At 67.5% G+C, this 21,516-nt stretch carries 23 protein-coding genes; 14 read left to right on the top strand and 9 right to left on the bottom strand.

Annotated features, from left to right (window positions below; all coding sequences use genetic code 11):
• The first annotated feature begins 105 nt into the window (after positions 1–105).
• Genes OCH7691_RS16070 through OCH7691_RS16050 form a run of 5 tightly spaced genes read left to right on the top strand, consistent with a single transcriptional unit; the run spans position 106 to position 5,571 of the window.
• Positions 106–1,254, top strand: coding sequence for an NAD(P)/FAD-dependent oxidoreductase (locus OCH7691_RS16070; RefSeq protein WP_139839747.1), 1,149 nt, complete (start codon positions 106–108; stop codon positions 1,252–1,254).
• A 3-nt stretch (positions 1,255–1,257) separates the two neighbouring features.
• On the top strand, positions 1,258–2,544 hold the full coding sequence (locus tag OCH7691_RS16065; RefSeq protein ID WP_085884610.1) for a TRAP transporter large permease: 1,287 nt from the start codon (positions 1,258–1,260) through the stop codon (positions 2,542–2,544).
• Between the two features lie 28 nt (positions 2,545–2,572).
• The gene (locus OCH7691_RS16060; RefSeq protein ID WP_085884609.1) at positions 2,573–3,556 is read left to right on the top strand and encodes a TRAP transporter substrate-binding protein; all 984 of its coding nucleotides are present in this window, start codon (positions 2,573–2,575) and stop codon (positions 3,554–3,556) included.
• A 9-nt stretch (positions 3,557–3,565) separates the two neighbouring features.
• Complete coding sequence (locus OCH7691_RS16055) at positions 3,566–4,081, top strand: TRAP transporter small permease (RefSeq protein WP_085884608.1); 516 nt, start codon at positions 3,566–3,568, stop codon at positions 4,079–4,081.
• Positions 4,082–4,116: 35 nt separating this feature from the next.
• The gene (locus OCH7691_RS16050; RefSeq protein ID WP_085884607.1) at positions 4,117–5,571 is read left to right on the top strand and encodes a M81 family metallopeptidase; all 1,455 of its coding nucleotides are present in this window, start codon (positions 4,117–4,119) and stop codon (positions 5,569–5,571) included.
• A 48-nt stretch (positions 5,572–5,619) separates the two neighbouring features.
• Here OCH7691_RS16050 and OCH7691_RS16045 read toward each other — a convergent pair whose 3' ends face one another.
• Together OCH7691_RS16045 and ygfZ are read right to left on the bottom strand one after the other, a co-directional pair.
• The gene (locus tag OCH7691_RS16045) at positions 5,620–6,222 is read right to left on the bottom strand and encodes a DNA-3-methyladenine glycosylase I (RefSeq protein ID WP_085884606.1); all 603 of its coding nucleotides are present in this window, start codon (positions 6,220–6,222) and stop codon (positions 5,620–5,622) included.
• The gene (ygfZ, locus tag OCH7691_RS16040; protein WP_085885130.1) at positions 6,215–7,297 is read right to left on the bottom strand and encodes a CAF17-like 4Fe-4S cluster assembly/insertion protein YgfZ; all 1,083 of its coding nucleotides are present in this window, start codon (positions 7,295–7,297) and stop codon (positions 6,215–6,217) included. Before ygfZ ends, OCH7691_RS16045 begins: the two co-directional genes overlap by 8 nt.
• Here ygfZ and OCH7691_RS16035 point away from each other — a divergent pair.
• From OCH7691_RS16035 to OCH7691_RS16025, 3 genes are read left to right on the top strand one after another with little or no spacing between them, the layout of a single operon-like run.
• Positions 7,275–8,237, top strand: coding sequence for a glycosyltransferase family 9 protein (locus tag OCH7691_RS16035; RefSeq protein ID WP_217808088.1), 963 nt, complete (start codon positions 7,275–7,277; stop codon positions 8,235–8,237). The genes ygfZ and OCH7691_RS16035 overlap by 23 nt on opposite strands.
• Positions 8,234–9,013 carry a glycosyltransferase family 2 protein gene (locus OCH7691_RS16030; RefSeq protein WP_085884605.1) on the top strand — a complete coding sequence of 260 codons (780 nt, stop codon included), beginning with the start codon at positions 8,234–8,236 and terminating at the stop codon, positions 9,011–9,013. Before OCH7691_RS16035 ends, OCH7691_RS16030 begins: the two co-directional genes overlap by 4 nt.
• A gap of 17 nt (positions 9,014–9,030) precedes the next feature.
• Positions 9,031–10,365: a dihydroorotase gene (locus tag OCH7691_RS16025; RefSeq protein ID WP_085884604.1), complete on the top strand. Its 1,335-nt coding sequence runs from the start codon at positions 9,031–9,033 to the stop codon at positions 10,363–10,365.
• Between the two features lie 12 nt (positions 10,366–10,377).
• Here OCH7691_RS16025 and OCH7691_RS16020 read toward each other — a convergent pair whose 3' ends face one another.
• Positions 10,378–11,448: an outer membrane protein gene (locus OCH7691_RS16020; RefSeq protein ID WP_176245107.1), complete on the bottom strand. Its 1,071-nt coding sequence runs from the start codon at positions 11,446–11,448 to the stop codon at positions 10,378–10,380.
• 126 nt (positions 11,449–11,574) lie between these two features.
• Positions 11,575–11,838: an usg protein gene (locus tag OCH7691_RS16015; RefSeq protein WP_085884602.1), complete on the bottom strand. Its 264-nt coding sequence runs from the start codon at positions 11,836–11,838 to the stop codon at positions 11,575–11,577.
• Positions 11,839–12,274: 436 nt separating this feature from the next.
• Here OCH7691_RS16015 and acuI point away from each other — a divergent pair, with 436 nt between their 5' ends.
• Positions 12,275–13,267, top strand: a complete 993-nt coding sequence (gene acuI / locus OCH7691_RS16010; protein WP_085884601.1) for an acrylyl-CoA reductase (NADPH) — start codon at positions 12,275–12,277, stop codon at positions 13,265–13,267.
• A gap of 9 nt (positions 13,268–13,276) precedes the next feature.
• Positions 13,277–15,127, top strand: coding sequence for a feruloyl-CoA synthase (locus OCH7691_RS16005; RefSeq protein ID WP_085884600.1), 1,851 nt, complete (start codon positions 13,277–13,279; stop codon positions 15,125–15,127).
• Between the two features lie 51 nt (positions 15,128–15,178).
• Here the strand turns inward: OCH7691_RS16005 and OCH7691_RS16000 are convergent, their stop codons facing one another.
• Together OCH7691_RS16000 and OCH7691_RS15995 are read right to left on the bottom strand one after the other, a co-directional pair.
• Positions 15,179–15,853 carry a type 1 glutamine amidotransferase domain-containing protein gene (locus OCH7691_RS16000; RefSeq protein WP_085884599.1) on the bottom strand — a complete coding sequence of 225 codons (675 nt, stop codon included), beginning with the start codon at positions 15,851–15,853 and terminating at the stop codon, positions 15,179–15,181.
• Between the two features lie 199 nt (positions 15,854–16,052).
• Positions 16,053–16,469 (bottom strand): VOC family protein, encoded by a 417-nt coding sequence (locus OCH7691_RS15995; protein WP_085884598.1) that lies wholly within the window; start codon positions 16,467–16,469, stop codon positions 16,053–16,055.
• 151 nt (positions 16,470–16,620) lie between these two features.
• On the opposite strand from OCH7691_RS15995, the gene OCH7691_RS15990 reads away from it, so the two are divergent.
• Entirely contained in the window at positions 16,621–16,965 is a 345-nt protein-coding gene (locus tag OCH7691_RS15990) for a cupredoxin domain-containing protein (RefSeq protein ID WP_085884597.1), read from the top strand.
• A 25-nt stretch (positions 16,966–16,990) separates the two neighbouring features.
• A complete protein-coding gene (locus OCH7691_RS15985) occupies positions 16,991–17,809 on the top strand; it encodes an FTR1 family iron permease (protein WP_085884596.1) in 819 nt (272 codons plus the stop codon).
• A 9-nt stretch (positions 17,810–17,818) separates the two neighbouring features.
• Here OCH7691_RS15985 and OCH7691_RS15980 read toward each other — a convergent pair whose 3' ends face one another.
• The 3 genes from OCH7691_RS15980 to OCH7691_RS15970 are packed head-to-tail and all read right to left on the bottom strand — an operon-like array spanning position 17,819 to position 19,894.
• Complete coding sequence (locus tag OCH7691_RS15980; RefSeq protein ID WP_085884595.1) at positions 17,819–18,304, bottom strand: YajQ family cyclic di-GMP-binding protein; 486 nt, start codon at positions 18,302–18,304, stop codon at positions 17,819–17,821.
• A 13-nt stretch (positions 18,305–18,317) separates the two neighbouring features.
• Positions 18,318–19,100 carry a 3'(2'),5'-bisphosphate nucleotidase CysQ gene (gene cysQ / locus OCH7691_RS15975; protein WP_085884594.1) on the bottom strand — a complete coding sequence of 261 codons (783 nt, stop codon included), beginning with the start codon at positions 19,098–19,100 and terminating at the stop codon, positions 18,318–18,320.
• A gap of 41 nt (positions 19,101–19,141) precedes the next feature.
• Positions 19,142–19,894: an SDR family NAD(P)-dependent oxidoreductase gene (locus tag OCH7691_RS15970; RefSeq protein WP_085884593.1), complete on the bottom strand. Its 753-nt coding sequence runs from the start codon at positions 19,892–19,894 to the stop codon at positions 19,142–19,144.
• A 129-nt stretch (positions 19,895–20,023) separates the two neighbouring features.
• On the opposite strand from OCH7691_RS15970, the gene OCH7691_RS15965 reads away from it, so the two are divergent.
• Both OCH7691_RS15965 and mobA read left to right on the top strand, forming a co-directional pair.
• Positions 20,024–20,893: a formate dehydrogenase accessory sulfurtransferase FdhD gene (locus OCH7691_RS15965; protein ID WP_085884592.1), complete on the top strand. Its 870-nt coding sequence runs from the start codon at positions 20,024–20,026 to the stop codon at positions 20,891–20,893.
• Complete coding sequence (gene mobA / locus OCH7691_RS15960; protein WP_085885128.1) at positions 20,887–21,516, top strand: molybdenum cofactor guanylyltransferase MobA; 630 nt, start codon at positions 20,887–20,889, stop codon at positions 21,514–21,516. The genes OCH7691_RS15965 and mobA overlap by 7 nt, the downstream gene beginning before the upstream one ends.

Below are 21,516 nucleotides of genomic sequence, written 5' to 3'. Positions count from 1 at the left end.
ATCCGAAAAATGGGCTTTTACGATCGGAAAAAAATATGCTCCAATCGTCCGTACGACAAGTCTCGCGATCGACGGGGCGAAAAAACGGACCGACGGGAGTTTCGGGTGGGGGAATTCGACTACATCGTGGTCGGCGGCGGCATGGCGGGGGCCTCGGCGGCCTTTTTCCTGTCATTCGGCGCCCGGGTCCTGGTCCTCGAGCGTGAAACGCAGCCGGGCTATCACTCGACCGGGCGCTCGGCGGCCCTGTATTCCGAGGCCTACGGCAACGCGGCGATCCGGGCGCTCACGACCGGCGGCAAGCCGTTCTTCAATGCGCCGCCTGACGGCTTCACCGCCAATCCGATCCTGACCCCGCGTGGCGCGATGTTCGTCGGGCGCGAGGATCAGGCGACCAGGCTCGACGTGATCGCGGCCGAGGCCGGCACGCTGGTGCCGACGGTCCGTCGCATCGACCGGGCCGAGACCCGCGACCTGGTCCCGGTCCTGCGCGAGGATTATGTCGGCGGTGGCGTGTTCGAGCCGGATGCGATGGACATCGACGTCCATGCCCTGCACCAGGGTTTCTTGCGTGGATTCCGTGGCCGTGACGGGCAACTGGCGACCGATGCGGAGGTGATGGGTCTCGATCGCCAGGACGGCGCCTGGACCGTGACGCTGGCCGACGGACGACGCTTCAGGGCCCCGGTCGTGGTCAACGCGGCGGGCGCCTGGTGCGACCGGATCGCGGCACTGGCCGGCATCGCGCCGGTCGGTCTCGTGCCGAAGCGGCGGACGGCAGTGCTGTTCGGGGCGCCGGGTGGCGCGGACAGCGATCGCTGGCCGCTCTGCGTCGACGCCGACGAGGAATTCTACTTCAAACCCGACGCCGGCAAGCTGATCGGCTCGCCCGCCGACGAGACGCCGATGGAGCCGTGCGACGTGCAGCCGGAGGAACTCGACATCGCCATCGCCGTCGACCGGATCGAGCGGGCGACGACGATGTCCATTCGCCGGATCGAGCACCGCTGGGCGGGACTCCGGTCCTTCGTGGCCGACAAGACCCCGGTGGTCGGTTTCGAAGCCGGTGTGGACGGTTTCTTTTGGCTCGCCGGCCAGGGCGGTTACGGCATCCAGACCGCGCCCTCGATGGGGCGGGTCTCCGCCGCGCTGGCCCGGGGCGAGGCGGTGCCGGACGATCTCGCGGCGCTCGGGGTCAGCGCCGCGGCGCTGTCGCCGGCGCGCTTTCGCGGTGTCGGCAAGGGCGGGTCCTGAACGATGGGATGGGCGGTCGTCGTCTCGATGGTGATCTTCCTGGTCTCGGGAACGGCCATCGCCTATGTCGCCGGCGCCTCGACCGTTCTCGCCTACCTGGCTTCCGACAAGTCGCGCTACCTGGCGATCCTGCCGCAGCGGATCTTCGCCCAGCTCGACGTCTTCGCCTTGATGGCGATGCCGCTCTTCATCCTGACCGGCGAGATCATGAACCGGGCGGGTATCACGAAGGCGCTGATCGATTTCTCGATGAGCGTGGTCGGCCGCCTCAAGGGCGGGCTCGGCCATGTCAACATAATGACGTCGGTCTTCTTCGCCGGGATCTCGGGCTCGGCGGTCGCCGATGCGGCGGCGCTCTCCAACACCCTCGTCCCGGCGATGGAGGAGCAGGGCTACAAGCGGATCTATGCCGCCGCTGTGACGGCGGCCTCGTCGGTGATCGGCCCGATCATCCCGCCGAGCATCATCCTGATCATCTACGGCGCGCTGATGGAAACCTCGGTCGCCGCGTTGTTCGTCGCCGGCATCATCCCGGGCCTGCTGCTCGCCTTCGTGCTCTTCGCCGTCAATGCCTTCTACGCCTATCGCGACAATCATCCGGGCGGCCGGAACGCCGATCTGCCGCCGTTCTGGCCGTCCTTCGTCAAGGCGGCGCCGGCGCTGGCGCTGCCGATCATCATCGTCGGCGGCATCATCTTCGGCGTCGTGACGCCGACCGAGGCGGCGACCCTGTCGGTGGTGACGGCGACACTGGTCGGCATGCTCTATGGCGGCATCGACCGCTCGGTGATCTGGGAGGCGCTCACGCGGACGGCGATCCTCTCGGGCGCGATCTTCATCATCCTGTCCGCGGTCGCCTGCCTGGGCTACCTGGCGGGGCTTCTGCAATGGCCGCAGCAGCTCGGCAACCTGGTCGCCGCCGGCGGCTTCAGCGGCCTCGAATATCTCCTGGTGATGAACCTGATCTTCCTCATCGCCGGGATGATCATGGACGTTCCCGTGGCGCTCACCCTGCTGGTGCCGATCCTGGCCCCGGTCGCGCTGCAGCAGGGCATCGATCCGGTCCATCTCGGCATCGTGCTCTGCTTCAATCTGTGCATCGGCCTGATCACGCCGCCGCTCGGCGGCTGCCTGATCGTCACCTCGACGGTGGCCAAGGTGAATTACTGGGAACTGGCGCGCGCGGTGTTGCCCTTCGCGCTCGCCGAACTGGTGGTATTGGGCTGTCTCGTCCTGATTCCCGAACTGTCCCTGTTCCTGCCGCGACTGGCAGGTTTCGTCTCCCGTTGAGGCGCAAACAAAAGAGGAGGAGCGCGACATGCGCAATCTGTGGAGTCTCTGCATTGCTGCCGGCCTGACTCTGGGCCTGTCGACGACGGCCCTGGCCGAAGTCAAGATCGCCCACGATTCGCCCGCCGATCCGGAAGGATCGGGTACCTATGTCTGGGGTCACGCCTTCGCCGAGCATCTCAAGGCGAACGGGATGGACGCCAAGGAATACGAGCGCGGTTCGCTCGGCGAGGAGGCAGAACGGCTCGACCAGGTCAGCCAGGGCCTGCTCGAGGTGTCCATGTCGGACGTCAAGTCCGCCGGCAAGGTCGACAAGCTGATCTTCGGCGCCTACCTGCCGTACCTGTTCGACGACATCGACCATCTCGACCGGGCGATGAACGACGCCGGCCTGATGGCAGAGATCAACAAGCGCGTGAAGCAGGGCGGCATCCGCGTCCTGGCGCTGACCGCGCTCGGCCCGCCGTCGGGCATCTTCAATACCAAGAAGCCGGTCGAGACGGTCGCCGACATGGCCGACCTCCGCATGCGGGCGCTCGATGAATCGCAGATCGCGCTGTTCAAGACCTGGGGCACGACGGGCACGATCGTGAGCTGGGCGGAAGTCCCGAACGCGCTGCAGACCGGTGTCGCCGACGGTTACATCAACCCGGTCTTCGTCCCGGTGATGTTCGGGCATACCGATTTCATCAAGTATTTCACCGACGCCAAGCTGACCAACGCGGTCCGGCTCGCGATCGCGTCGTCCGACTGGTACGACGGCCTGTCCGACAAGGAACGCGGGATCGTCGATGCCGCCACCGTGGCCGCGACCAAGGCCAATCGCGAATGGCTGGCTGCCCGCGAATCGAAGATGATCGAGGAGGTCAAGGCCGCCGGCGTCGCCGTCACCTATCTCACGCCCGAGGCGCGGGCCGAGTTCGTCGAACGCTCGAAGCAGACATATTCCGACGGCGTGCTGTCGCCCGAGGATGCCAAGCTCTGGATCGACGCGTCGGCCTCGACGAAGTGACCTGAGACCATGCGGGCGATCATCAGGGTGAGCGACGGTCTCGACTGGCTGCTGCGCCGCCTCGCGGCGGGCTGCTTCGTCGGGATGCTGGTCTTCGTCTCGATCCAGGTGGTCGCCCGCTACATTCTTCGCGAGCCGCCGACCTGGACCGAGGAACTGGCCCGCTTCGCCATGGTCTGGGGCGGGCTGCTCGGGGCGACGGTGGCCTACAAGTCGCAATACGATCCGGTGCTGATCCGGCTCTCGGACCGCAATTCGGCGTTCCTCCGCTGGGCGATGCGTCTCATCCGCCTGGCGGCGCCGCCGATCTTTCTCGGGCCGGTACTGTATTTCTCGATCTTCGGTCCGAACATGGACATGGCGCGCGGCTTCCTCGGCCGGAGCGCGCTCCGGACCGCCGACACGCTCGGCTTTCCGATGATCTATATCGCGCTCGCCGTGCCGATCGCGGCCTGCGCCATTCTCATCCACTGGCTGGCCCGCTTCGGCGAGGAGGCCACCGGCGACGATCCGTCAATCGATTGAGTTGCGCCCTTCTGCCGGGCGCCGAAGGAGGACACATGAAGGTTTTCATCGCCTGTCTCGGCACCGAGACCAATACCTTCTCGCCGATTCCGACGGGGATGGAGGCGTACACCGAATCGATGCTGTATCACGGCGACGCGACGCAGCACACGCCGGACCTGTTCTCCGAGCCGATGCATATCTGGCGCCGCGATGCGGAAGCCCAGCAGGCCGATGTCGTGGAAAGCGTTGCCGCCTTCGCGCAACCGGCGGGGATTACCACGCGCCCGGTATACGAGGCGCTCCGCGACGAGCTGCTCGACGACCTGAAGGAGGCGATGCCGGTCGACATGGTGCTGATCGCCATGCACGGGGCAATGGTCGCCGACGGCTACGACGACTGCGAGGGCGACATCCTGGAGCGCGCGCGGGCGATCGTCGGACCGAACGCGGCGGTCGGTGCCGAGCTCGACCTGCATTGCTCGATCACGAAGAAGATGACGGGCGCGGCCGACGCGCTGATCACCTTCAAGGAATATCCCCATATCGACGGCAAGGAACGGGCGGAGGAGCTGTTCAGGCTGCTGCTCGCCAAGCAGCAGGGCACCGTCAAGCCGGTGATCAGCACCTACGATTGCCGCATGATCAACATGTGGCGGACGACGATGGAGCCGATGGCCACCTTCGTGAAGGAGATGCAGGCCGCCGAAGGCAAGGATGGCGTGCTGTCCGTCTCCTTCGCGCACGGCTTCCCCTGGGGCGACGTGCCGGACGCCAGCGCCAAGATGGTGGTCGTCACCGACGGCGACCTGGCCAAGGGTGCGGCGCTCGCCGAGCGCTTCGGCAAGCGCATATGGGATCTGCGCCACGAGACCCAGACCCGGGTCCTGACCATCGACGAGGCGCTCGACGCGGTCGAGGCCGCGGCCAGCGGCCCGGTCGTGGTCGCCGATGTCGCCGACAATGCCGGTGGCGGCGCGGCCAGCGATTCGACCTTCCTGCTGCGCGCCGCGCTCGATCGCGGCATGACCGGGATCGTCAGCGGGCTGTACTGGGATCCGGTCGCCGTGCGCTTCTGCAAGGAAGCCGGCGAGGGGGCGACCTTCGATCTGCGGATCGGCGGCAAGTGCGGCGTGACCTCGGGCGATCCGCTCGACCTGACCGTCACCGTTCGCAGGATCGTCGAGCATGCCGAGCAGACCTTCGGCACCACGCGGGGCGCGATGGGCGATTCCGTCTGGGTCAGCGCCAACGGCATCGACCTGGTCCTGAACTCGGTACGCACCCAGTGCTTCCACCCGGATTCGATGACCCAGTTCGGCATCGATCTCGCGAAGGCGAAGGCAATCTTCGTCAAGTCGACCCAGCATTTCCATGCCGGCTTCGCGCCGATCGCGAGCGAGGTGCACTATGCCGCGACGCCGAGCGCCATTCCGCCCGACTTCGCGACCATCCCCTACCGAAAGTTCGACGCGCCCTACTGGCCGAAGGTCGAGAATCCCTTCGCCTGAAACGGGACCGTCGACGGGTGAACGGGGCGGGGCCGCGAGGTCCCGCCCTCAGGCTTTCCGGGCGAGCGCCCTGACCGCGCCGTGGCGGTGGCAGGTGACGACATGGTCGTTGACCATGCCGACCGCCTGCATGAAGGCATAGACGATCGTCGGCCCGACGAAGCGGAAGCCGCGCGCCTTCAGGTCCTTGGACATGGCGACGCTGAGCGGCGTCTCGGCGGGCACCTGGCGGTCGCTTTCCCACTCGTTCTGAACCGGTCTGCCGCCGTCCAGGTGCGACCAGAGGAGGGCGGCGAAGCCCGCCTCCTTTTCCTGGATGTCGAGCCAGAGGCGGGCGCTCTTCACCGTGTTCACGATCTTGGCGCGATTACGGATGATGCCGGCATCCTGCATCAGGCGCTCGACGTCGTCGTCGCCGAAGCGGGCGATCGCCGCGGGCTCGAAGCCGGCGAAGGCGCGGCGGAAATTCTCCCGCTTGCGCAGGATGGTGATCCAGGACAACCCGGCCTGAAAGCCGTCGAGGATGAGCTTCTCGAAGAGTGCCCGGTCGTCATACTCGGGCACCCCCCATTCCTCGTCGTGATAGGCGACATATTCGGGCAGGCTGCCGCACCAGGTGCACCGGTCGACCGACGGCGGCGCCTCAGACATCGGCCGGCTCGGCGAGGCTGATCCAGTCGGGGACGCGGACCTGCACCGGCCGGTTGCCGGCCATGATCGCGACATTCTTCGCACGCGCCTCGGCGAGCCGCTCCAGGCGGATCATGGCGAGGCCCTGGCCATCCATGCCGGAGCGCATTTCGCCGACCTCGGCGCCGTCGGCCTCGAGCGGCGTATCCGGCGGCGGCGGCGCGCCGTCGAACTCGACCCGCAGGAGGCGTTTGCGGATCTTGCCGCGATGCTTGGTCCGCGTCGTCAGTTCCTGGCCGACATAGCAGCCCTTGGCGAAATCGACGCCGTGCAGCTCCTCGAAATTGTTCTCCAGCAGGAAGCCTTTCTCAGGCGTGATGTCGCGGCTGCCGTCGGGAATGCCGAGGGTGAGCCGGGCGGTCTCGTAGTCCGCGACGGGCGCGGGCTCGAAGCCGGCCTTGGCGATGGTGGCTGCGCCGGCATCGGCGGGCAGGATCGCCCGGAGCCCCAGCCCCGGATGGCGTGGATCGACGAACAGCGCGCCGCCGAATGCCGGCCGGGCGGCGCCTGCCGGCTCGCCGATCTCGAAGGTCGCGGCCGCGCCGTCGCCCCGGACCGCGAAGACCGCATAGGCCGCTGTCGCGTCTTCCAGGGTTACCCGGGAGCGCAGCCGGTACATGGTCAGGCGGCGCATGAGGTCGTCGCGCCGGTCGGCTTCGCAATCGAGAAGCAGCGTCTCGCCCAGGTCGACGAGGAAAAAGTCATGCAGGAACTTGCCCTGTGGGGTCAGCAACGCGCTGTAGATGGCCTGTCCGGTCGTCAGGCGATCGACATCGTTGGAAACGATGCGCTGGAGCAGGCTGCGCGCCTCCGGCCCGCCGACGGCGATGACGCCGCGCTGATCCAGCCGGGTATAGGTTCGTCCGTGGCTCACGCGTGTGGTCTCCCGTTGCCGAAGTTCGTTTCGACGCCTGCGCGAGAGGTAGGCGAGGGGCGACGGCTTGGCAAGTGTCCGACCGCACCGTATAACGGCGCCAACGACCGCCAGCCCCCGTGTTCGAGGTCCGCGCCCCTTGTCGGGACATCTTCGCAGCATCCTTTTCATCACGCCCGCCGGCATCGGCGACACGGTGCTTTCGACCGGTTTGCTCGGCGATCTGGCTGCGCGTCACCCGAAATCCGCGATCACCGTTGTCACGACACCGGCCGCAATGCCGCTGTTCGAGAGCGCGCCGAACGTGATCCGCGTCCTCACCGAGCGTGGCGGGGCCGCGCTCTGGCGACAGCTCGGCGGCTTGCGGCGCTGGGGCCTGGTCGTCGACCTGGCCCGGCTCGGCGTCGCGCGGCTGCTGCTGGCGCGTCGCCGCCGGGTGCTGGGCGCCGCATCGACCGGCGAGCATCGGCTCACATCGCTGGCCCGGGTTCTCGATCTCGATCCGCCGCCCGCTCCGCGGCTCTGGCTGAGCGGGCCCGTGCTGTCGCGCGGCGCGGAACTGGTCGGCCCGGCAACGCCGGTCCTGGCACTCGGGCCGGCGGCAAGCTGGGGCGGACGGCAATGGCCCGCGGAACGGTTCGTGGCCGCGGCGCGCCGGCTGATCGGCTATGGCGGCGCGCTCGCCGGCGGCCGCGTCATGCTGCTCTCGGCCCCCGACGAGCGCGCGGCGGTCGAGCCCCTTGTCGCGGCGCTGCCGAAGGGCTGGGTCGTCGACCTGGCCGGCCGGCTCGACGTCGCGACGGCGGCGGCCTGCCTCGCGCGCGCCGATCTCTTCATCGGCAATGACAGCGGTCTGATGCATCTGGCTGCCGCCAGCGGGGTGCCGACGCTCGGCCTGTTCGGGCCGACCGACGAGACCGTGAACGGCCCCTGCGGCGAACACTGCCGGGCCGTCAGGACACGGGAAAGCGTTGCCGAGATTGTCGGCGCGCCGGGGTTCGATGCGCGTTCCGCCCGCAGCCGGATGCAGGGCCTGCAGATCGAGACGGTCGTCGCCGCGGCGGCCCGGCTCGTCGACCGCATGGCGGGAGCGGCGGCATGAGCGACGGGACGGGTGGCGGCGACGGGGCGCCGAAGCTTTCCGGCCTCGTGGTCGCCCGCAACGAGGAGGCGCGGATCGCCGACTGCCTCGCGAGCCTCGCCTTCTGCGACGAGATCGTCGTCGTGCTGGATCGCTGTACCGACCGGACGCGGGAGATTGCCGAGGCGGCCGGCGCCCGAATCGTGGCCGGGGAATGGCCGCTCGAGGGGGATCGGCGCAATGCCGGGATCGCCGCCTGCGAGGGCGACTGGATTCTCGAACTCGATGCCGACGAGCGGCCGACACCGGCCCTGGCGGCGGAAATCCGCGCCGCGATCGCCAATGCGCCGCCAGGGTTCTTCAACATCCCGTTCGACCATTACATCGGGACGACGCTGGTCCGGCATGGCTGGGGCGGCTACTGGGGCGTGCGCACCCGACGGGTCCTGTTCGCGCGTGGCTGCAAGAGTTGGGGCGCGGGACGGGTCCATCCGGCGACCCGGGTCAGCGGCGTCGAGGGGCATCTGCAGAACCCGATCGCGCATTATGTCGACCGCGACATCTCCGACATGCTGCGCCGGCTCGACAGCTACACCACGGCACATGCCAGGGATCTGAGAGAGAGCGGCGATATCGGGACCTTCGGGCATAATGTCCGGCGGATCTTTTCCCGTTTCTTCAAGTGTTACGTGTCCCGTAAAGGATACCGGGAAGGACCCTACGGATTTCTGATCGCGCTGATGGCGGGGCTCTATCCGATCCTCTCCTATCTGAAGGCGCGCCTCGAGACGGACTGAAAGGAAGGCAGGAAGCCATGGCCGAAACATTCGACCTGATCGTGCAGGGCGGCGTTCTCGTGACGCCCAACGGGATCGGCGCGGGCGATGTCGGGGTGCGGGACGGGCGGATTGCCCGGATCGGTTCGCTCGGCGGCGCCTCCGCGGCCGAAACCATCGACGCGGCGGGTCTGCATGTCCTGCCTGGCCTGATCGACAGCCAGGTGCATTTCCGCGAGCCGGGGCTGGAGCACAAGGAGGACCTGGCGACGGGCACCGCGGCGGCGGCGCTTGGCGGCATCGCCACGGTCTTCGAAATGCCGAACACCAAGCCGCCGACCGCGACCGTCGCGGACATCGAGGGCAAGTTCGCGCGCGCGGCCGGCCGGGCCTGGACCGACCACGCCTTCTTTGCCGGCGCGACCGAGGCGAATGCGGCCGAACTCGGCGAACTGGAACGGTTGCCGGGCGTTGCCGGGGTCAAGCTGTTCATGGGCTCCTCGACCGGCAACCTGCTGGTTGCCGACGACGACGTGATCCGCGAGGTGCTGCGGAACGGCAGTCGCCGGGTCGCCATCCATGCCGAGGACGAGGCGCGGCTGATTGAGCGGAAGGGACTTGCCGTCGATCATCCCCGCAATCATCCGGTCTGGCGCGATGCGGAAAGTGCCATCCGCGCGACACAGCGGATCCTCGCGCTGGCCCGGGAGACCGGGCGGCGGGTCCATGTGCTGCATATCTCGACGGCCGAGGAAATGGAGATCCTGGCCGGTGCCCGCGATGTCGCGACCGTCGAGGTGACGCCGCAGCATCTGACGCTGGAAGCGCCCGATGCCTACGACCGCCTGGGCGCATACGCGCAGATGAATCCGCCGATCCGCGACGGTCGTCACCGGCTCGCGCTATGGCGCGCCGTACGCGCCGGAATTGCCGACGTGATGGGCTCCGACCACGCGCCGCACACGGCGGAGGAAAAGGCGAGGCCCTATCCGGAGAGCCCGTCCGGCATGCCCGGCGTGCAGACCATGCTGCCGCTGATGCTCGACCGGGTGAATGCCGGCGAGCTCAGTCTGGAACGGCTCGTCGACCTGCTGGCGGGCGGACCGGCACGGGTTTACGGGGTTGCCGGGAAGGGTCGCCTCGCCGAGGGCTATGACGGCGACCTGACGCTCGTTGACCTGCGGCGGAGCGAGACCATCGGCTCCGACTGGCTGGCCAGCAAGTGCGGCTGGTCTCCGTTCGAGGGCCGGACCGTGACCGGGTGGCCGGTTGCGACGGTCGTGCGCGGCAATGTCGTGATGCGCGACGGTACGCTGGACGGCAATCCGCCGGGCGTGCCGGTTCGCTTCCAGGAATCCCTGCTGCGCGGCTGAGCCGTTCGGTGCTCAGAAGGAATAGAGCAGGCTCAGCAGGATATCGATCGAGGCATAGTCGGACGTCACCTTGTCGCCGTTGACATAGGGACCGTTCTCGGGCGAGCCGAGGTCGATGTAACGGACATTCAGGCCGACGCCCCAGTTCTCCGACCAGTTGTAGTTGATGCCGGCGCCGACGGTCCAGATGAAGTCGGTCTTGTAGGTGTCCTCGGAAACCAGCGTGGTGCCCGGGGTCACCCGCCGGGTCGAGTCCGACCAGTGGCGGGCAAAGCCCATGCCCGCACCGAGGAACGGTCGCCAGCCGTCGCCGAGGTCGAAGTCGTAATAGACGTTCGCCAGCGCGTAGACGGTGGCCAGGTTGTCCTTGTACTCGACCGTGCCGACGCCCGGCAGGTCGGCCCGGAGATCGCGGTCGTAGCGATAGCGGATGCCGCCTTCCAGCTCGGCCCGGATCGGCGTGCCCGAGGCGGCCCAGGAATAGCCGACCGAGATGGTGTTGCCGGCGACCTCGTCCTGGTCGTGGACGCGATTGACGTCGGTCGAGCCGCTGACCTCGACATTGTCGACCCAGGCGTAGGAGCCGAAGATCCCGAAACCGACGTAGAATCCGTCGAAGAAGGAATCGTCGCCGGCGCTCGCGTGCGGGCGGGCGGAAGACGCCGCGGCGGAATTCTCGGCGACATCGAGCGGCGCGGTCGAGGCGGCGGTCCGGTAGATGGCCGAATCCGGCGTCACCGTGGTCCGCAACACCGGTTGCCGGTTCGGCACCTGCGAGGCGCCGTAGTCGGTGCCTGTCGCGGCGAGACCGAGCCGGGCGGGCGGCTGCGCGCCGCCGGCCTGGTAACCGTTGCCTGCGAAGGGATGGGGCTCGTTGAAGAAACGCTCGAAGCCGTAGCTCCGGTTGTCGGTGATCGGCGCGATCGCCATTGGCGCGGCAGGCTGGTAGGCCGACGGCGCGGCAATCTCGGCAGCCTGAAGGCGGGAGGTCTCGCCGCCCCGGTAGTTCGGGTCCAGAAAGTAGCCGAAATCATAGCTGCGATCGCTTGCTTCGACCCCGGCGCCGAAAAATGTGACAGCCAAGGCAAGCGCCCCGCCGAACGCGATCCTGTTCCCCATCGCTCCAACCCACCCCGTTTCGATGCCTCCGTTTAGCACTCTTTGCCGCCGCCACCAACCGGGGCGGCGCCGGCGACGGGGGAGGGGGCTTCAGTGCAAGGTGAACATCGCCGTCGCGTTGCGGACGTCGGTCGGCGTGATCAGGCGCTGCGAGGCGACCTGCACGGAATGCAGACGACCATCGAGCCGGGCTTCCCAGAAATCGAGAAAGCGCTTCAGCACCGGATATTTCGGGGCGAGGTCATAGTCCTGCCAGATATAGGTCTGCAACAAGGAGGGGTGATCGGGCATGTGATAGAGAATCTCTGCCGTTGTCAGCCGGTAGTCCTGCAGCATCTTCGCGAAATCGGTCATCACAACAGTCCTCCGTTACGGTTGACGTATTCCCGATGCCTCGGCCTTTCCTTCCCGCGCGGCGCTTCTGGCCGCTTTTCTCCTGTCTACAGGATAGCCGCTCCCGGTTAAGAATATCAAAGCCCGGCGCGTCCTGCCTGAATCAACCTGTCGTGAGAGGTGGGTCGCGTGACCACACGATCTGGTTACTTGCAACCGCCGAGCCGGCGAACCATCTAGTCTCTATGGCGAGTGGTTGTCCTGCGCCCCCTCGCAGGGCGGCCACGAAATCCGGCACCGTCTGCAGCCCCCCTCGATCGCGGACGGCGCCGGTCACTCTCCGGCGGACGGGATCAGCCCCCTTTCATTCCGTCCGCCGGAATTTTGCGCCGCTGTTCCCACGCCGGCCTGTTGCGCTATAACCCTTGCAAGTGGATTTTTGACGCTGGGGAGTAGCATGAGCGAGACGTTCAAGGCCGTCATTCGGGAAGAAGTCGACGGTCAGCCGGTGACCCGTATCCGTGAGTTGGGGCTGGCAGACTTGCCTGCCCATGACGTGCTGGTCGACGTCGCCTACTCCACTCTCAACTACAAGGACGGCCTCGCGGTCTCCGGCAAGGCGCCGATCGCCCGCTCGCTGCCGATGGTCTGCGGTGTCGATCTGGCCGGCACGATCGTCGAATCCGCCAATTCGGATTACAAGCCCGGGGACAAGGTCCTGGTCAATGGCTGGGGCCTGTCGGAGCGGCACTGGGGCGGCTATACCCAGCGTCAGCGGGTCAAGTCCGACTGGCTGGTGCGCGTGCCCGATGCCTTCACCCTGGAACAGACGATGGCGATCGGCACTGCCGGTTACACGTCGATGCTGTGCGTGCTGGCGCTCGAGGATCACGGGATCACGCCCGACCAGGGTGAGATCCTGGTCACCGGGGCCGGCGGCGGTGTCGGATCGGTAGCGATCGCCCTGCTGTCCAGGCTCGGCTATCGCGTTGCCGCGTCGACCGGGCGGGCCGAAACCCATGATTACCTGAAGCGCCTGGGCGCCAGCGAAATCGTCGACCGGGCGACGCTTTCCGAACGCGGCCGTCCGCTCGACAAGGAGCGCTGGGCCGGTGCGGTCGACAGCGTCGGCAGCCAGACCCTCGCGACCCTTCTGGCGCAGATCAAGTATGGCGGCGCGGTCGCGGCCTGCGGCCTGGCCGGCGGCAATGACCTGCCGGCGACGGTGCTGCCTTTCATCCTGCGCGGCGTCAGTCTTCTTGGCGTCGATTCGGTGATGGCGCCGAAGGCGAAGCGGGAACGCGCCTGGCAGCGGCTTGCCAGCGATCTCGATCAGGGATTGCTCGCGGAAATGACCGAGGTCGAACCGATGAGCAATATCTTCGCGCTCGCCGACAAGATCCTCGCCGGCCAGACGAGAGGTCGGGTCGTCATCGACGTCAATGCGTGAGGTGACGGGATGTCGTCACCGTTCGCCAGCCTCGCCTTCGCCAAACCCGTCGTAGACGTCGAACCGCTCGGCGGCGGCGGCATGATCCTGCGATCGCCGGAACCCCTGCTGCCGTACGAACGGCATCTCGGCGAGATGTTGCGGGCCGCCGCGGCGGAGGCGCCGGAGCGGGATTTCCTCTGCGAGCGGGCCGGCGACGACGGCTGGCGTCGGCTGACCTACGGGCAGGCGCGGCGCGACATCGACGCGGTTGCCGCGAGCCTGCTGGCCCGCGGCCTCGGCCATGGCGGGGCGGAGGATGCCCGGGTCATGATCCTGTCGGGCAACAGCATCGATTCGGCGCTGCTGACGCTCGGCGCGATGCAGGCCGGCGTCACGGTGGTCCCGGTATCGCCCGCCTATTCGCTGATGAGCGAGGATCACGTCAAGCTCAGGACGATCTTCCGGCAGATCCGGCCGGCGCTCGTCTATGTCGAGCATGCGCCGCCTTTCGCGAAGGCGCTCGCGGCCCTGCCGATGGACGGCATCGAACTGTTCTATGGCAAGACGCCGCCTGCCGACGGCAGCGATGCGGCGCCGTTCTCCGAGTTGCTGGCGACGACGCCGGGGCCGGAGGTCGAGGCCGCCTTCGCGGCGATCGGCCCCGACCATGTCGGCAAGATTCTCTTCACATCGGGCTCGACCGGGCAGCCGAAAGGGGTTCTCAACACCCAGCGCATGATGTGCGCGAACCAGCAGCAGATCCTGCAGGCGAGCCCGCATCTGGCCGAGGTGCCGCCGGTGATCGTCGACTGGTTGCCGTGGAACCATACCTTTGGCGGCAACCACAATTTCAATCTCGTGCTGAAGCACAAGGGGACGCTCTATATCGACGAGGGCAAGCCGGCGCCGGGCCTGATCGAGAAATCGGTTGCCGCCTACAGGGAAATCGCGCCGACCCATTATTTCAACGTGCCCGGCGGCTTCGCGCTGTTCCTGCCCTACCTGGAGAGCGATCCCGCGTTCCGCGATCACTTCTTCAGCCGCCTCCGGCTGATCTTCTACGCAGCCTCGGCGCTGCCGCAGGATCTGTGGAAGCGCGTGGAGGCGCTCTCCGTCGCCGCGCGGAAGGAGCGGGTGGTGATGGTCTCCTCATGGGGCGCGACCGAAACCGCGCCGGCGGTAACCGCGGTACACTGGGAGATCGACCGGGCCGGGATCATCGGCCTGCCGCTGCCGGGGGCCGAATTGAAGTTCGTGCCGTCGGGCGAGAAGCTGGAAATGCGGGTTCGGGGGCCGAACGTCACGCCCGGCTACCTGGATCGCGCCGATCTGACCGCGGAAGCCTTCGACGCCGACGGCTTCTACCGTATCGGCGATGCCGGCCGGCTTGCCGATCCGTCGGCGCCCGAGAAGGGCGTCGTTTTCGACGGCCGCGTGTCGGAGGATTTCAAGCTGACCTCCGGCACCTGGGTCCATGTCGGGGCACTGCGGATCGCCGCGCTCGAGGCGGCCGCGCCCTACCTGCAGGATGTGGTCGTGGCCGGCCAGGACCGTGACGAGATCGGGCTGATCGCCTGGCCGAACCTGGCCGCCTGCAAGACCCTGACCGGGGAAGGGGAGGCCGCTGCGATCGTCGCCTCGCCGGCACTGCGGGAGACGATCACTGCCGCCTTCGCCGGTTACAACCGGCGCAATCCGGGCGCATCGGTGCGGATCCCGCGCCTGGTCCTGCAGACCGTACCGCCGTCGATCGATGCCAACGAGATTACCGACAAGGGTTATATCAACCAGCGCGCCGTGCTCGAGCAACGCGCCGGCGAGGTGGCGCGCCTGTTCGCCGAGACGCCCGACGATGCGGTCATCGTGATCGCCGACTAGATCCGGCCGGCAGGCGGGGCGGGAAGCAGCCGTCCTGCCACGGTCCGGTCCCTACAGGAGTGCCAGCAACCTGCGGGCCGCTTCCTCGGACGACGCCGGGTTCTGACCGGTCACGAGCTTCCCGTCGGTGATCGCGAACGGCGCCCAGTCGTCGCCTTTCTCGTATCTGCCGCCGTTGGCGGCGAGCATGTCCTCGACCAGGAACGGGACGACGTCGGTCAGGCCCGCCGCGGCCTCTTCGCTGTTGGTGAAGCCTGTGACACGCTTGCCCGCGACCAGCGGTTTGCCGTCGGCGCCTTTCGGGTGGCGGAAAACGGCGGGGGCGTGGCATACGGCGGCTACCGGGCGGTCGCTACGGGCGAAGCGCTCGATCAGGCGGGTGCTGTCGGCGTCCTCGGCCAGGTCCCAGAGCGGACCGTGACCGCCGGGATAGAACACGGCATCGAAGCCTTCGTCGCCGATCTCGGACAGGACCCGGGTTTCGGCCAGCGCCTTCTGCGAGGCCGGATCGCCCTTGAAGCGTCTCGTCGCCTCGGTCTGGGCGTCCTCGGCATCGCTCTTGGGGTCGACCGGCGGCTGGCCGCCCTTCGGCGAGGCCAGCACGATCCCGGCGCCGGCATCCTTGAAGACGTAGTAGGGGGCCGCGAACTCCTCCAGCCAGAATCCGGTCTTCTCGCCGGTATCGCCGAGTCTGTCGTGCGACGTCAGGACCATGAGAACTCTCATCGGATCGCTTTCCTTGGGTTGTCGATGTCACGATGCCGGCTGAACCGCACCTGGCGCGGTCCCTGTCCACACATGGATGCCGAGACAGCGGCAACCGCCGTCCCCGTCCCACGCCGCATTCCCATGCATTGATGGATCCCGTCGTTCCTGCCGCCAGGCGGTCCGGAACATCGTCAACGGGTGGTCGTTTGCAGGAAGTTCAGGCGTAGGCGCCGGCCGAGTAGGTGAGTTCATAACTGTGACTGTAGAGCTCGAAAACAACCCCGAACGGGTCCTCGACATAGACCATGCGGTACGGCTTCTCGCCGGGGTAGTACTCGCGGACCGGCATTCTCTGCTTGCCGCCGGCCGCGACGATCTTCTCCAGAAGATCTTCGGGATTCGGGTCCTGAATCGCGAAATGGAAGGTGCCGTGGCGTCGGAAGGACAGATTGTCGTCCGGCGCATGGTTGCCATCGAACTCGAACAGCTCGATGCCGATACGGTCGGCGGTCGCGAGATGCGCGATGCGAAGCGATTTCCAGCCGGGCCCGAACACGTCCGTGCACATCCGGCCGATGTTGCTGTCATCCTCGACGATGTCGGTCGGTTGCATGATGAAGCCGCGCTGGTCCATTCGGTCGCCGCCCGGCTGGAACGCGCATGAGCTGACGCGCCCTTCGGCGAATCCCGATTCCCTGTTGCGAATGCGTCGCAATCCTGTTGCGTTCGTCACGTTCCGGTTGTATTAAAATGACAATGCAACGCATTCGCAACAAGAGGACATCATGCATCACGGCAAACCGGGTCGCGTACTCGCGGCCCTGACGCTCGCCGCCGCCCTGTGGGCTCCGGCAGCGCTCGCGGAAGAACCGGTCTTCGAACTGACCATCCGCGACCACCGGTTCCAGCCCGCGACCCTGGAGGTACCGGCCAACACGCGTGTCAGGCTCGTCGTCGTGAACGCCGATGCGACGCCCGAGGAATTCGAGAGCCACGAACTGAACCGCGAGAAGGTGATCGCCGGCAACAGCAGGGCGACGATCCTGATCGGCCCGCTCGACGCCGGGACCTATCCGTTCGTCGGCGAGTTCCACGAGGATACGGCGAAGGGCACGATCGTCGTCAGGTAACCCGGAACCGGGAAGGTATCGAAACATGTCTGCCACGGCGATCATCGTCTTCCGCGAGGTTCTCGAAGCAGCCCTGATCATCGGGATCGTCATGGCCGCGACCAGCGGCCTTGACCGGCGCGGCCTCTGGATCGGCCTCGGCGTCCTGTTGGGGATCGCGGGCGCGGTACTGGTGGCGTTCTTCGCGGAAGCGGTCGCCTCCGCCGCGGCCGGCATGGGGCAGGAGCTGCTGAACGCGATCATCCTGTTCATCGCGGTCGTCATGCTGGGCTGGCACAACATCTGGATGAGCCGCCACGGCCGCGAGATGAGCCGCCAGCTTTCCGCGGTCGGCAAGGCGGTGCGCGCGGCCAGCCGGCCGATTTCGGTGCTGGCGGTCGTCGTCGGGGTCGCGGTGCTCCGGGAGGGGGCCGAGGTGGTGCTGTTTCTCTACGGCATCGCCGCCGCCGAGGGCGGGGAGGCGGGCAGCATGCTGGCCGGCGGGCTGCTCGGGCTCGCGCTCGGCGGCGCGGCCGGGGCGCTGATCTATTTCGGGCTTGCCCGGTTCGCCGGGCGCTATCTGTTCGCGATCACCGGCGGGCTGATCCTGTTCCTCGCCGCCGGCATGGCGGCGCAGGCGGCCCGTTTCCTCGCCCAGGCGGCCTACCTGCCGAGCCTCGGCCACCGGATCTGGGACAGCTCGGACCTGCTCTCGGAAAACGGCACCGTCGGCACCCTGCTTCACGTGCTGATCGGCTATACCGCCCGCCCGGACGGGATCCAGGTCCTGTTCTATTGCGTCACGCTGATCGCCATCGGCGGGCTGATGTACCTGTTCAGGGCGCCGAGACGCCCGGCCGCCTGAGCGGCGGCGTCAGTCGCGGAAATTCACGTACTGCAGGGGCTGTTCCATCGGCAGCGCCTTGCAGACGGCGATCGCGTCCTGCAGGTCGTCGCGCTTCTTGCCGGTCACGCGCAGCTCGTCGCCCTGGATCTGCACCTGGACCTTCAGCTTGGCGTCTTTGATTGCCTTGGTGATGGTCTTGGCGGCGTCCCGGTCGATACCCTGGCGCAGCAGTATCTTCTGGCGCACGCTCTGGCCGGCCGCCGGCTCCGCCTTCTGGAAGTCGAGCGAGCCGGCCTCGATCTTGCGCTTGGCGAAATGGCCGCGCACGAGCTCCTGCATCTGGCGGAGCTTCATGTCGTCGTCGGCCAGGATCGTCAGCGTCTCCTTGTCCCATTCGAGGGTCGCCTTCGAGCCCTTGAAGTCGTAGCGGACCTCGATCTCGCGCAACACGCCGTTGACGGCGTTGTCGACTTCGGGAAGCTCGATCTTGCTGACGATGTCGAAGGTGGGCATGGCAGGGCTCCCATCAGGCGGGGGTGACGTTACCCCAGGCGACGAAATGCGGATTGTCGAAGCCCGGCTTGCCGAATGCAAGGGCCGAGCCGTCGGTTTTCGTGACCCGGCCACCGGCTGCCTCGAGGATGGCGACGCCGGCGCCGATGTCCCATTCCATGGTCCGGCCAAGCCGGGGATAGATGTCGGCGCTGCCCTCGGCGACGAGGCAGAATTTCAGCGACGAGCCGGCCGAGGCGATCGAGGCGACCTTGTAATCTTCGAGGAACGCGTCGGTCTCCGGGCTGCGGTGCGAGCGGCTGGCGACGGCGATCAGGCCGGCGTCGTCAGGGTTCCGGACGGTGATCGGCTCCGCCGCGCCACCGAGCGGTCGCCGCCAGGCGGTGCCGGCCCCGGCGCCGCCGTAGCTCATCGCCTTGGCCGGGACATGGATCACGCCGAGCACCGGGCGGCCCCTGCGGACGAGCGCGATATTGACGGTGAACTCGCCGTTCTTGCTGATGAATTCCTTGGTCCCGTCGAGCGGGTCGACAAGCCAGAAATCGCGGCCATCGACCTCCGGGATGCGGCCGGCGGCGACGCTTTCCTCGGCGATCACCGGGATCTCGGGAGTGAGCCGGGCAAGCCCCGCCAGGATGATCTTCTCGCCCGCTACATCCGCCTCGGTGACCGGTGACTTGTCGTCCTTGCGGTCGACGGCGATCGGCTTCCGGTAGATCTCGAGGATCTTCTCGCCGGCCTCCAGCGCAATCTCGTAGATCGCCGCCAGCAGTTGGCTGTCCCTGTCGTCGCTCACACGCCCCTCCGTCCCGCTCTGGATCCGCTGTTCAGTTCCGGTCAGCCGGTCCGGCCCGGCCGTTCCACATCGACGATCTGTCCGGAATCCGCGCCGCCCTCGTCCTCGATCAGGCGCATGATGGCCTCGGCGATTGCCTCGCAGGTCGCCCGGTCGAGCGGCGGCAGGCTGTCACTCTCGTCGTCGTCATCGCTTGCCTTTGCGCTCTCGGCGCGCGGCCGCACCGCGTTCACCCGGATGCCCTCGCCGGACAGTTCCTCGGCGAGCGCCCGGGTGACATGCTCGATGGCGCCCTTGCTCGCGATATGGTCGAGGCCGAGCCGGCTGCCGTCGCTCGCCAGCGGCGCGCAGGAAACGTTGATGATCGTCCCGCCGGCATTGCCGTCGTCGAAGCCTTCGCCCTGCGTCGACATGCGGCGAACCGCCTCACGCGTGCAGAGCAGGGTTGCGACGACGTTGACGCCGAAGAGATTCGACAGGCTCTCGACCTCCATGTCGTCGAGGCGGCGGCGCGGGCCCTCGCCGGCACTGGCGTTGTTCACCAGCGCGGTGGCCGGCCCGAGCTCCTGGTCGACCTCGCGGAACATGCGTTTGATGTCCGCCTCCGAGGTCAGGTCGGCATGCATGGCGAGGGCCTTCCGGCCCAGCCCGGTGATCGAATCGGCCACGGCCTCGGCGGCCGCGTGGTCGGCGCGATAGTTGAAGGCCACGTCGTAACCGGCGCGTGCTGCCGCGACGGCTGTGGCGGCGCCGATCCCCCGGCTACCGCCCGTGACGATAATTACTTTTCTCATCAGTACCCGAATGCAACGAAGAGGCGCGGAGAGAACCATTGGACGCGTCAAAGGTCAAGCCGCGCGTAACCATGTGTTTACCGTATATTCGGTCTTTCCGGCTGATGCCCGGCGCACCATAGTGACGGCATGAAGGAATTCGAAATCGCCCCGGACCCGGACGATCCGCGCCTGACCGAGCGGGTTCGCGGCCTGGACCAGGACGGCCGGTCGGTGGAAACCTCGGTGACCGTCGAGCGGCCGCTGACGCTCTACCTGAATTCGCAGGAAGTCGTGACGATGATGACCATCGGCGACTATCCGGATCTGCTCGCGCTCGGCTACCTGCTCAACCAGAACATGCTCCGCCCGGACGACGAGGTCATCGGCGTCGATTATGACGACGACCTCGATGTCGTCGTCGTCCGTACCCGCGAGGAGACCGACTTCGAGGAGAAGCTGGCGCGGCGAACGGTCACCTCGGGCTGCGCGCAAGGGACGGTGTTCGGCGACATGATGGAGAAGTTCGAGAGCGTCGTCCTCGACCCGGCCGCGCGGCTCCGGACATCCTGGATCTATGCGCTGAGCCGGAAGGTCAACCAGCGCCCGTCGCTTTACCTGACCGCGGGGGCGATTCACGGCTGCGTGCTGGCCGAGGGCGACAGGCCACTGATCTATGTCGAGGACGTCGGCCGCCACAACGCGATCGACAAGATCGCGGGCTTCATGTACCGGCACGGCCTCGGCGCGCGCGACAAGATCTTCTACACGACCGGCCGGCTGACCTCGGAAATGGTCATCAAGTGCGTCCAGATGGAGGTGCCGATCGTGATTTCCCGGTCCGGCTTCACCTCGTCCGGCGTGGCGCTCGCCCGACAGGCGGGGCTGACCCTGATCGGCCGCGCCAAGGGCAAGCGCTTTCTCTGCCTCTCGGGCGAGGACCGGCTGATCTACGACGCGGCGAGCGCCGACCAGGAGGACGAGGATCCCCGTTACGAGCGAAAGGGCGCGCGATCGTGAGCGACCGTCCCCGCATTCTCGGCCTGCTGCTGGCCGGCGGCCAGGCCCGGCGCATGGGAGGCGGCGACAAGTGCCTGCGTCCGCTCGGCGGCCGGACCCTGTTGGACCATGTGATCGCCCGTGCACGGCCCCAGGTCGACGACCTGATCATCAACGCGAACGGCGATCCGGCGCGTTTCGCCCGCTGGCGGATGCCGGTCGCGGCCGACGTGGTGGAGGGCTTCGCGGGCCCGCTCGCCGGTATCCTCACCGGCCTCGACTGGGCCGCCCGCGCGACATCATCCTTCGACTATGTGCTGAGCCTGCCGACCGACGCGCCGCTGATCCCGGCGGATCTCGCCGACGGTCTGCTCGCCGGATTGCGGTCGGAGGCGGCCGAGCTTGCCTGTGCCGCCTCGGACGGACGCAGCCATCCGGTAATCGGGCTATGGCCGGTTGCCCTCCGCGAAGCGCTGCGCCGGGCCATGACGGAAGAGGACATCCGTAAGATCGACCGCTGGACCGCCCGCTACCGGCTGGCGACCGTCGACTGGCCGAGCGAGCCGTTCGATCCGTTCTTCAACGCCAACCGGCCCGCCGACCTGGAAGAGGCGGGCCGCCTGCTCGCCGAAGCGGAGCACTGA

The sequence above is a fragment of the Oceanibacterium hippocampi genome, assembly GCF_900172325.1.
GTDB lineage: Bacteria > Pseudomonadota > Alphaproteobacteria > Sneathiellales > Sneathiellaceae > Oceanibacterium > Oceanibacterium hippocampi.
This window is presented reverse-complemented; position numbering and strand designations above follow the sequence as displayed.

Coding starts and splice junctions, on each gene's coding strand:
- OCH7691_RS16025 (WP_085884604.1), top strand. CDS start 9,031: ATGGCCGAAACATTCGACCTGATCGTGCAGGGCGGCGTTCTCGTGACG.
- OCH7691_RS15995 (WP_085884598.1), bottom strand. CDS start 16,469: ATGGACCAGCGCGGCTTCATCATGCAACCGACCGACATCGTCGAGGAT.
- OCH7691_RS15990 (WP_085884597.1), top strand. CDS start 16,621: ATGCATCACGGCAAACCGGGTCGCGTACTCGCGGCCCTGACGCTCGCC.
- OCH7691_RS16015 (WP_085884602.1), bottom strand. CDS start 11,838: ATGACCGATTTCGCGAAGATGCTGCAGGACTACCGGCTGACAACGGCA.
- OCH7691_RS16060 (WP_085884609.1), top strand. CDS start 2,573: ATGCGCAATCTGTGGAGTCTCTGCATTGCTGCCGGCCTGACTCTGGGC.
- OCH7691_RS15970 (WP_085884593.1), bottom strand. CDS start 19,894: ATGAGAAAAGTAATTATCGTCACGGGCGGTAGCCGGGGGATCGGCGCC.
- OCH7691_RS16030 (WP_085884605.1), top strand. CDS start 8,234: ATGAGCGACGGGACGGGTGGCGGCGACGGGGCGCCGAAGCTTTCCGGC.
- OCH7691_RS16005 (WP_085884600.1), top strand. CDS start 13,277: ATGTCGTCACCGTTCGCCAGCCTCGCCTTCGCCAAACCCGTCGTAGAC.
- OCH7691_RS16065 (WP_085884610.1), top strand. CDS start 1,258: ATGGGATGGGCGGTCGTCGTCTCGATGGTGATCTTCCTGGTCTCGGGA.
- OCH7691_RS16000 (WP_085884599.1), bottom strand. CDS start 15,853: ATGAGAGTTCTCATGGTCCTGACGTCGCACGACAGACTCGGCGATACC.
- ygfZ (WP_085885130.1), bottom strand. CDS start 7,297: ATGCTGCGAAGATGTCCCGACAAGGGGCGCGGACCTCGAACACGGGGG.
- acuI (WP_085884601.1), top strand. CDS start 12,275: ATGAGCGAGACGTTCAAGGCCGTCATTCGGGAAGAAGTCGACGGTCAG.
- OCH7691_RS15965 (WP_085884592.1), top strand. CDS start 20,024: ATGAAGGAATTCGAAATCGCCCCGGACCCGGACGATCCGCGCCTGACC.
- OCH7691_RS16055 (WP_085884608.1), top strand. CDS start 3,566: ATGCGGGCGATCATCAGGGTGAGCGACGGTCTCGACTGGCTGCTGCGC.
- OCH7691_RS15980 (WP_085884595.1), bottom strand. CDS start 18,304: ATGCCCACCTTCGACATCGTCAGCAAGATCGAGCTTCCCGAAGTCGAC.
- OCH7691_RS16050 (WP_085884607.1), top strand. CDS start 4,117: ATGAAGGTTTTCATCGCCTGTCTCGGCACCGAGACCAATACCTTCTCG.
- OCH7691_RS15985 (WP_085884596.1), top strand. CDS start 16,991: ATGTCTGCCACGGCGATCATCGTCTTCCGCGAGGTTCTCGAAGCAGCC.
- OCH7691_RS16045 (WP_085884606.1), bottom strand. CDS start 6,222: ATGTCTGAGGCGCCGCCGTCGGTCGACCGGTGCACCTGGTGCGGCAGC.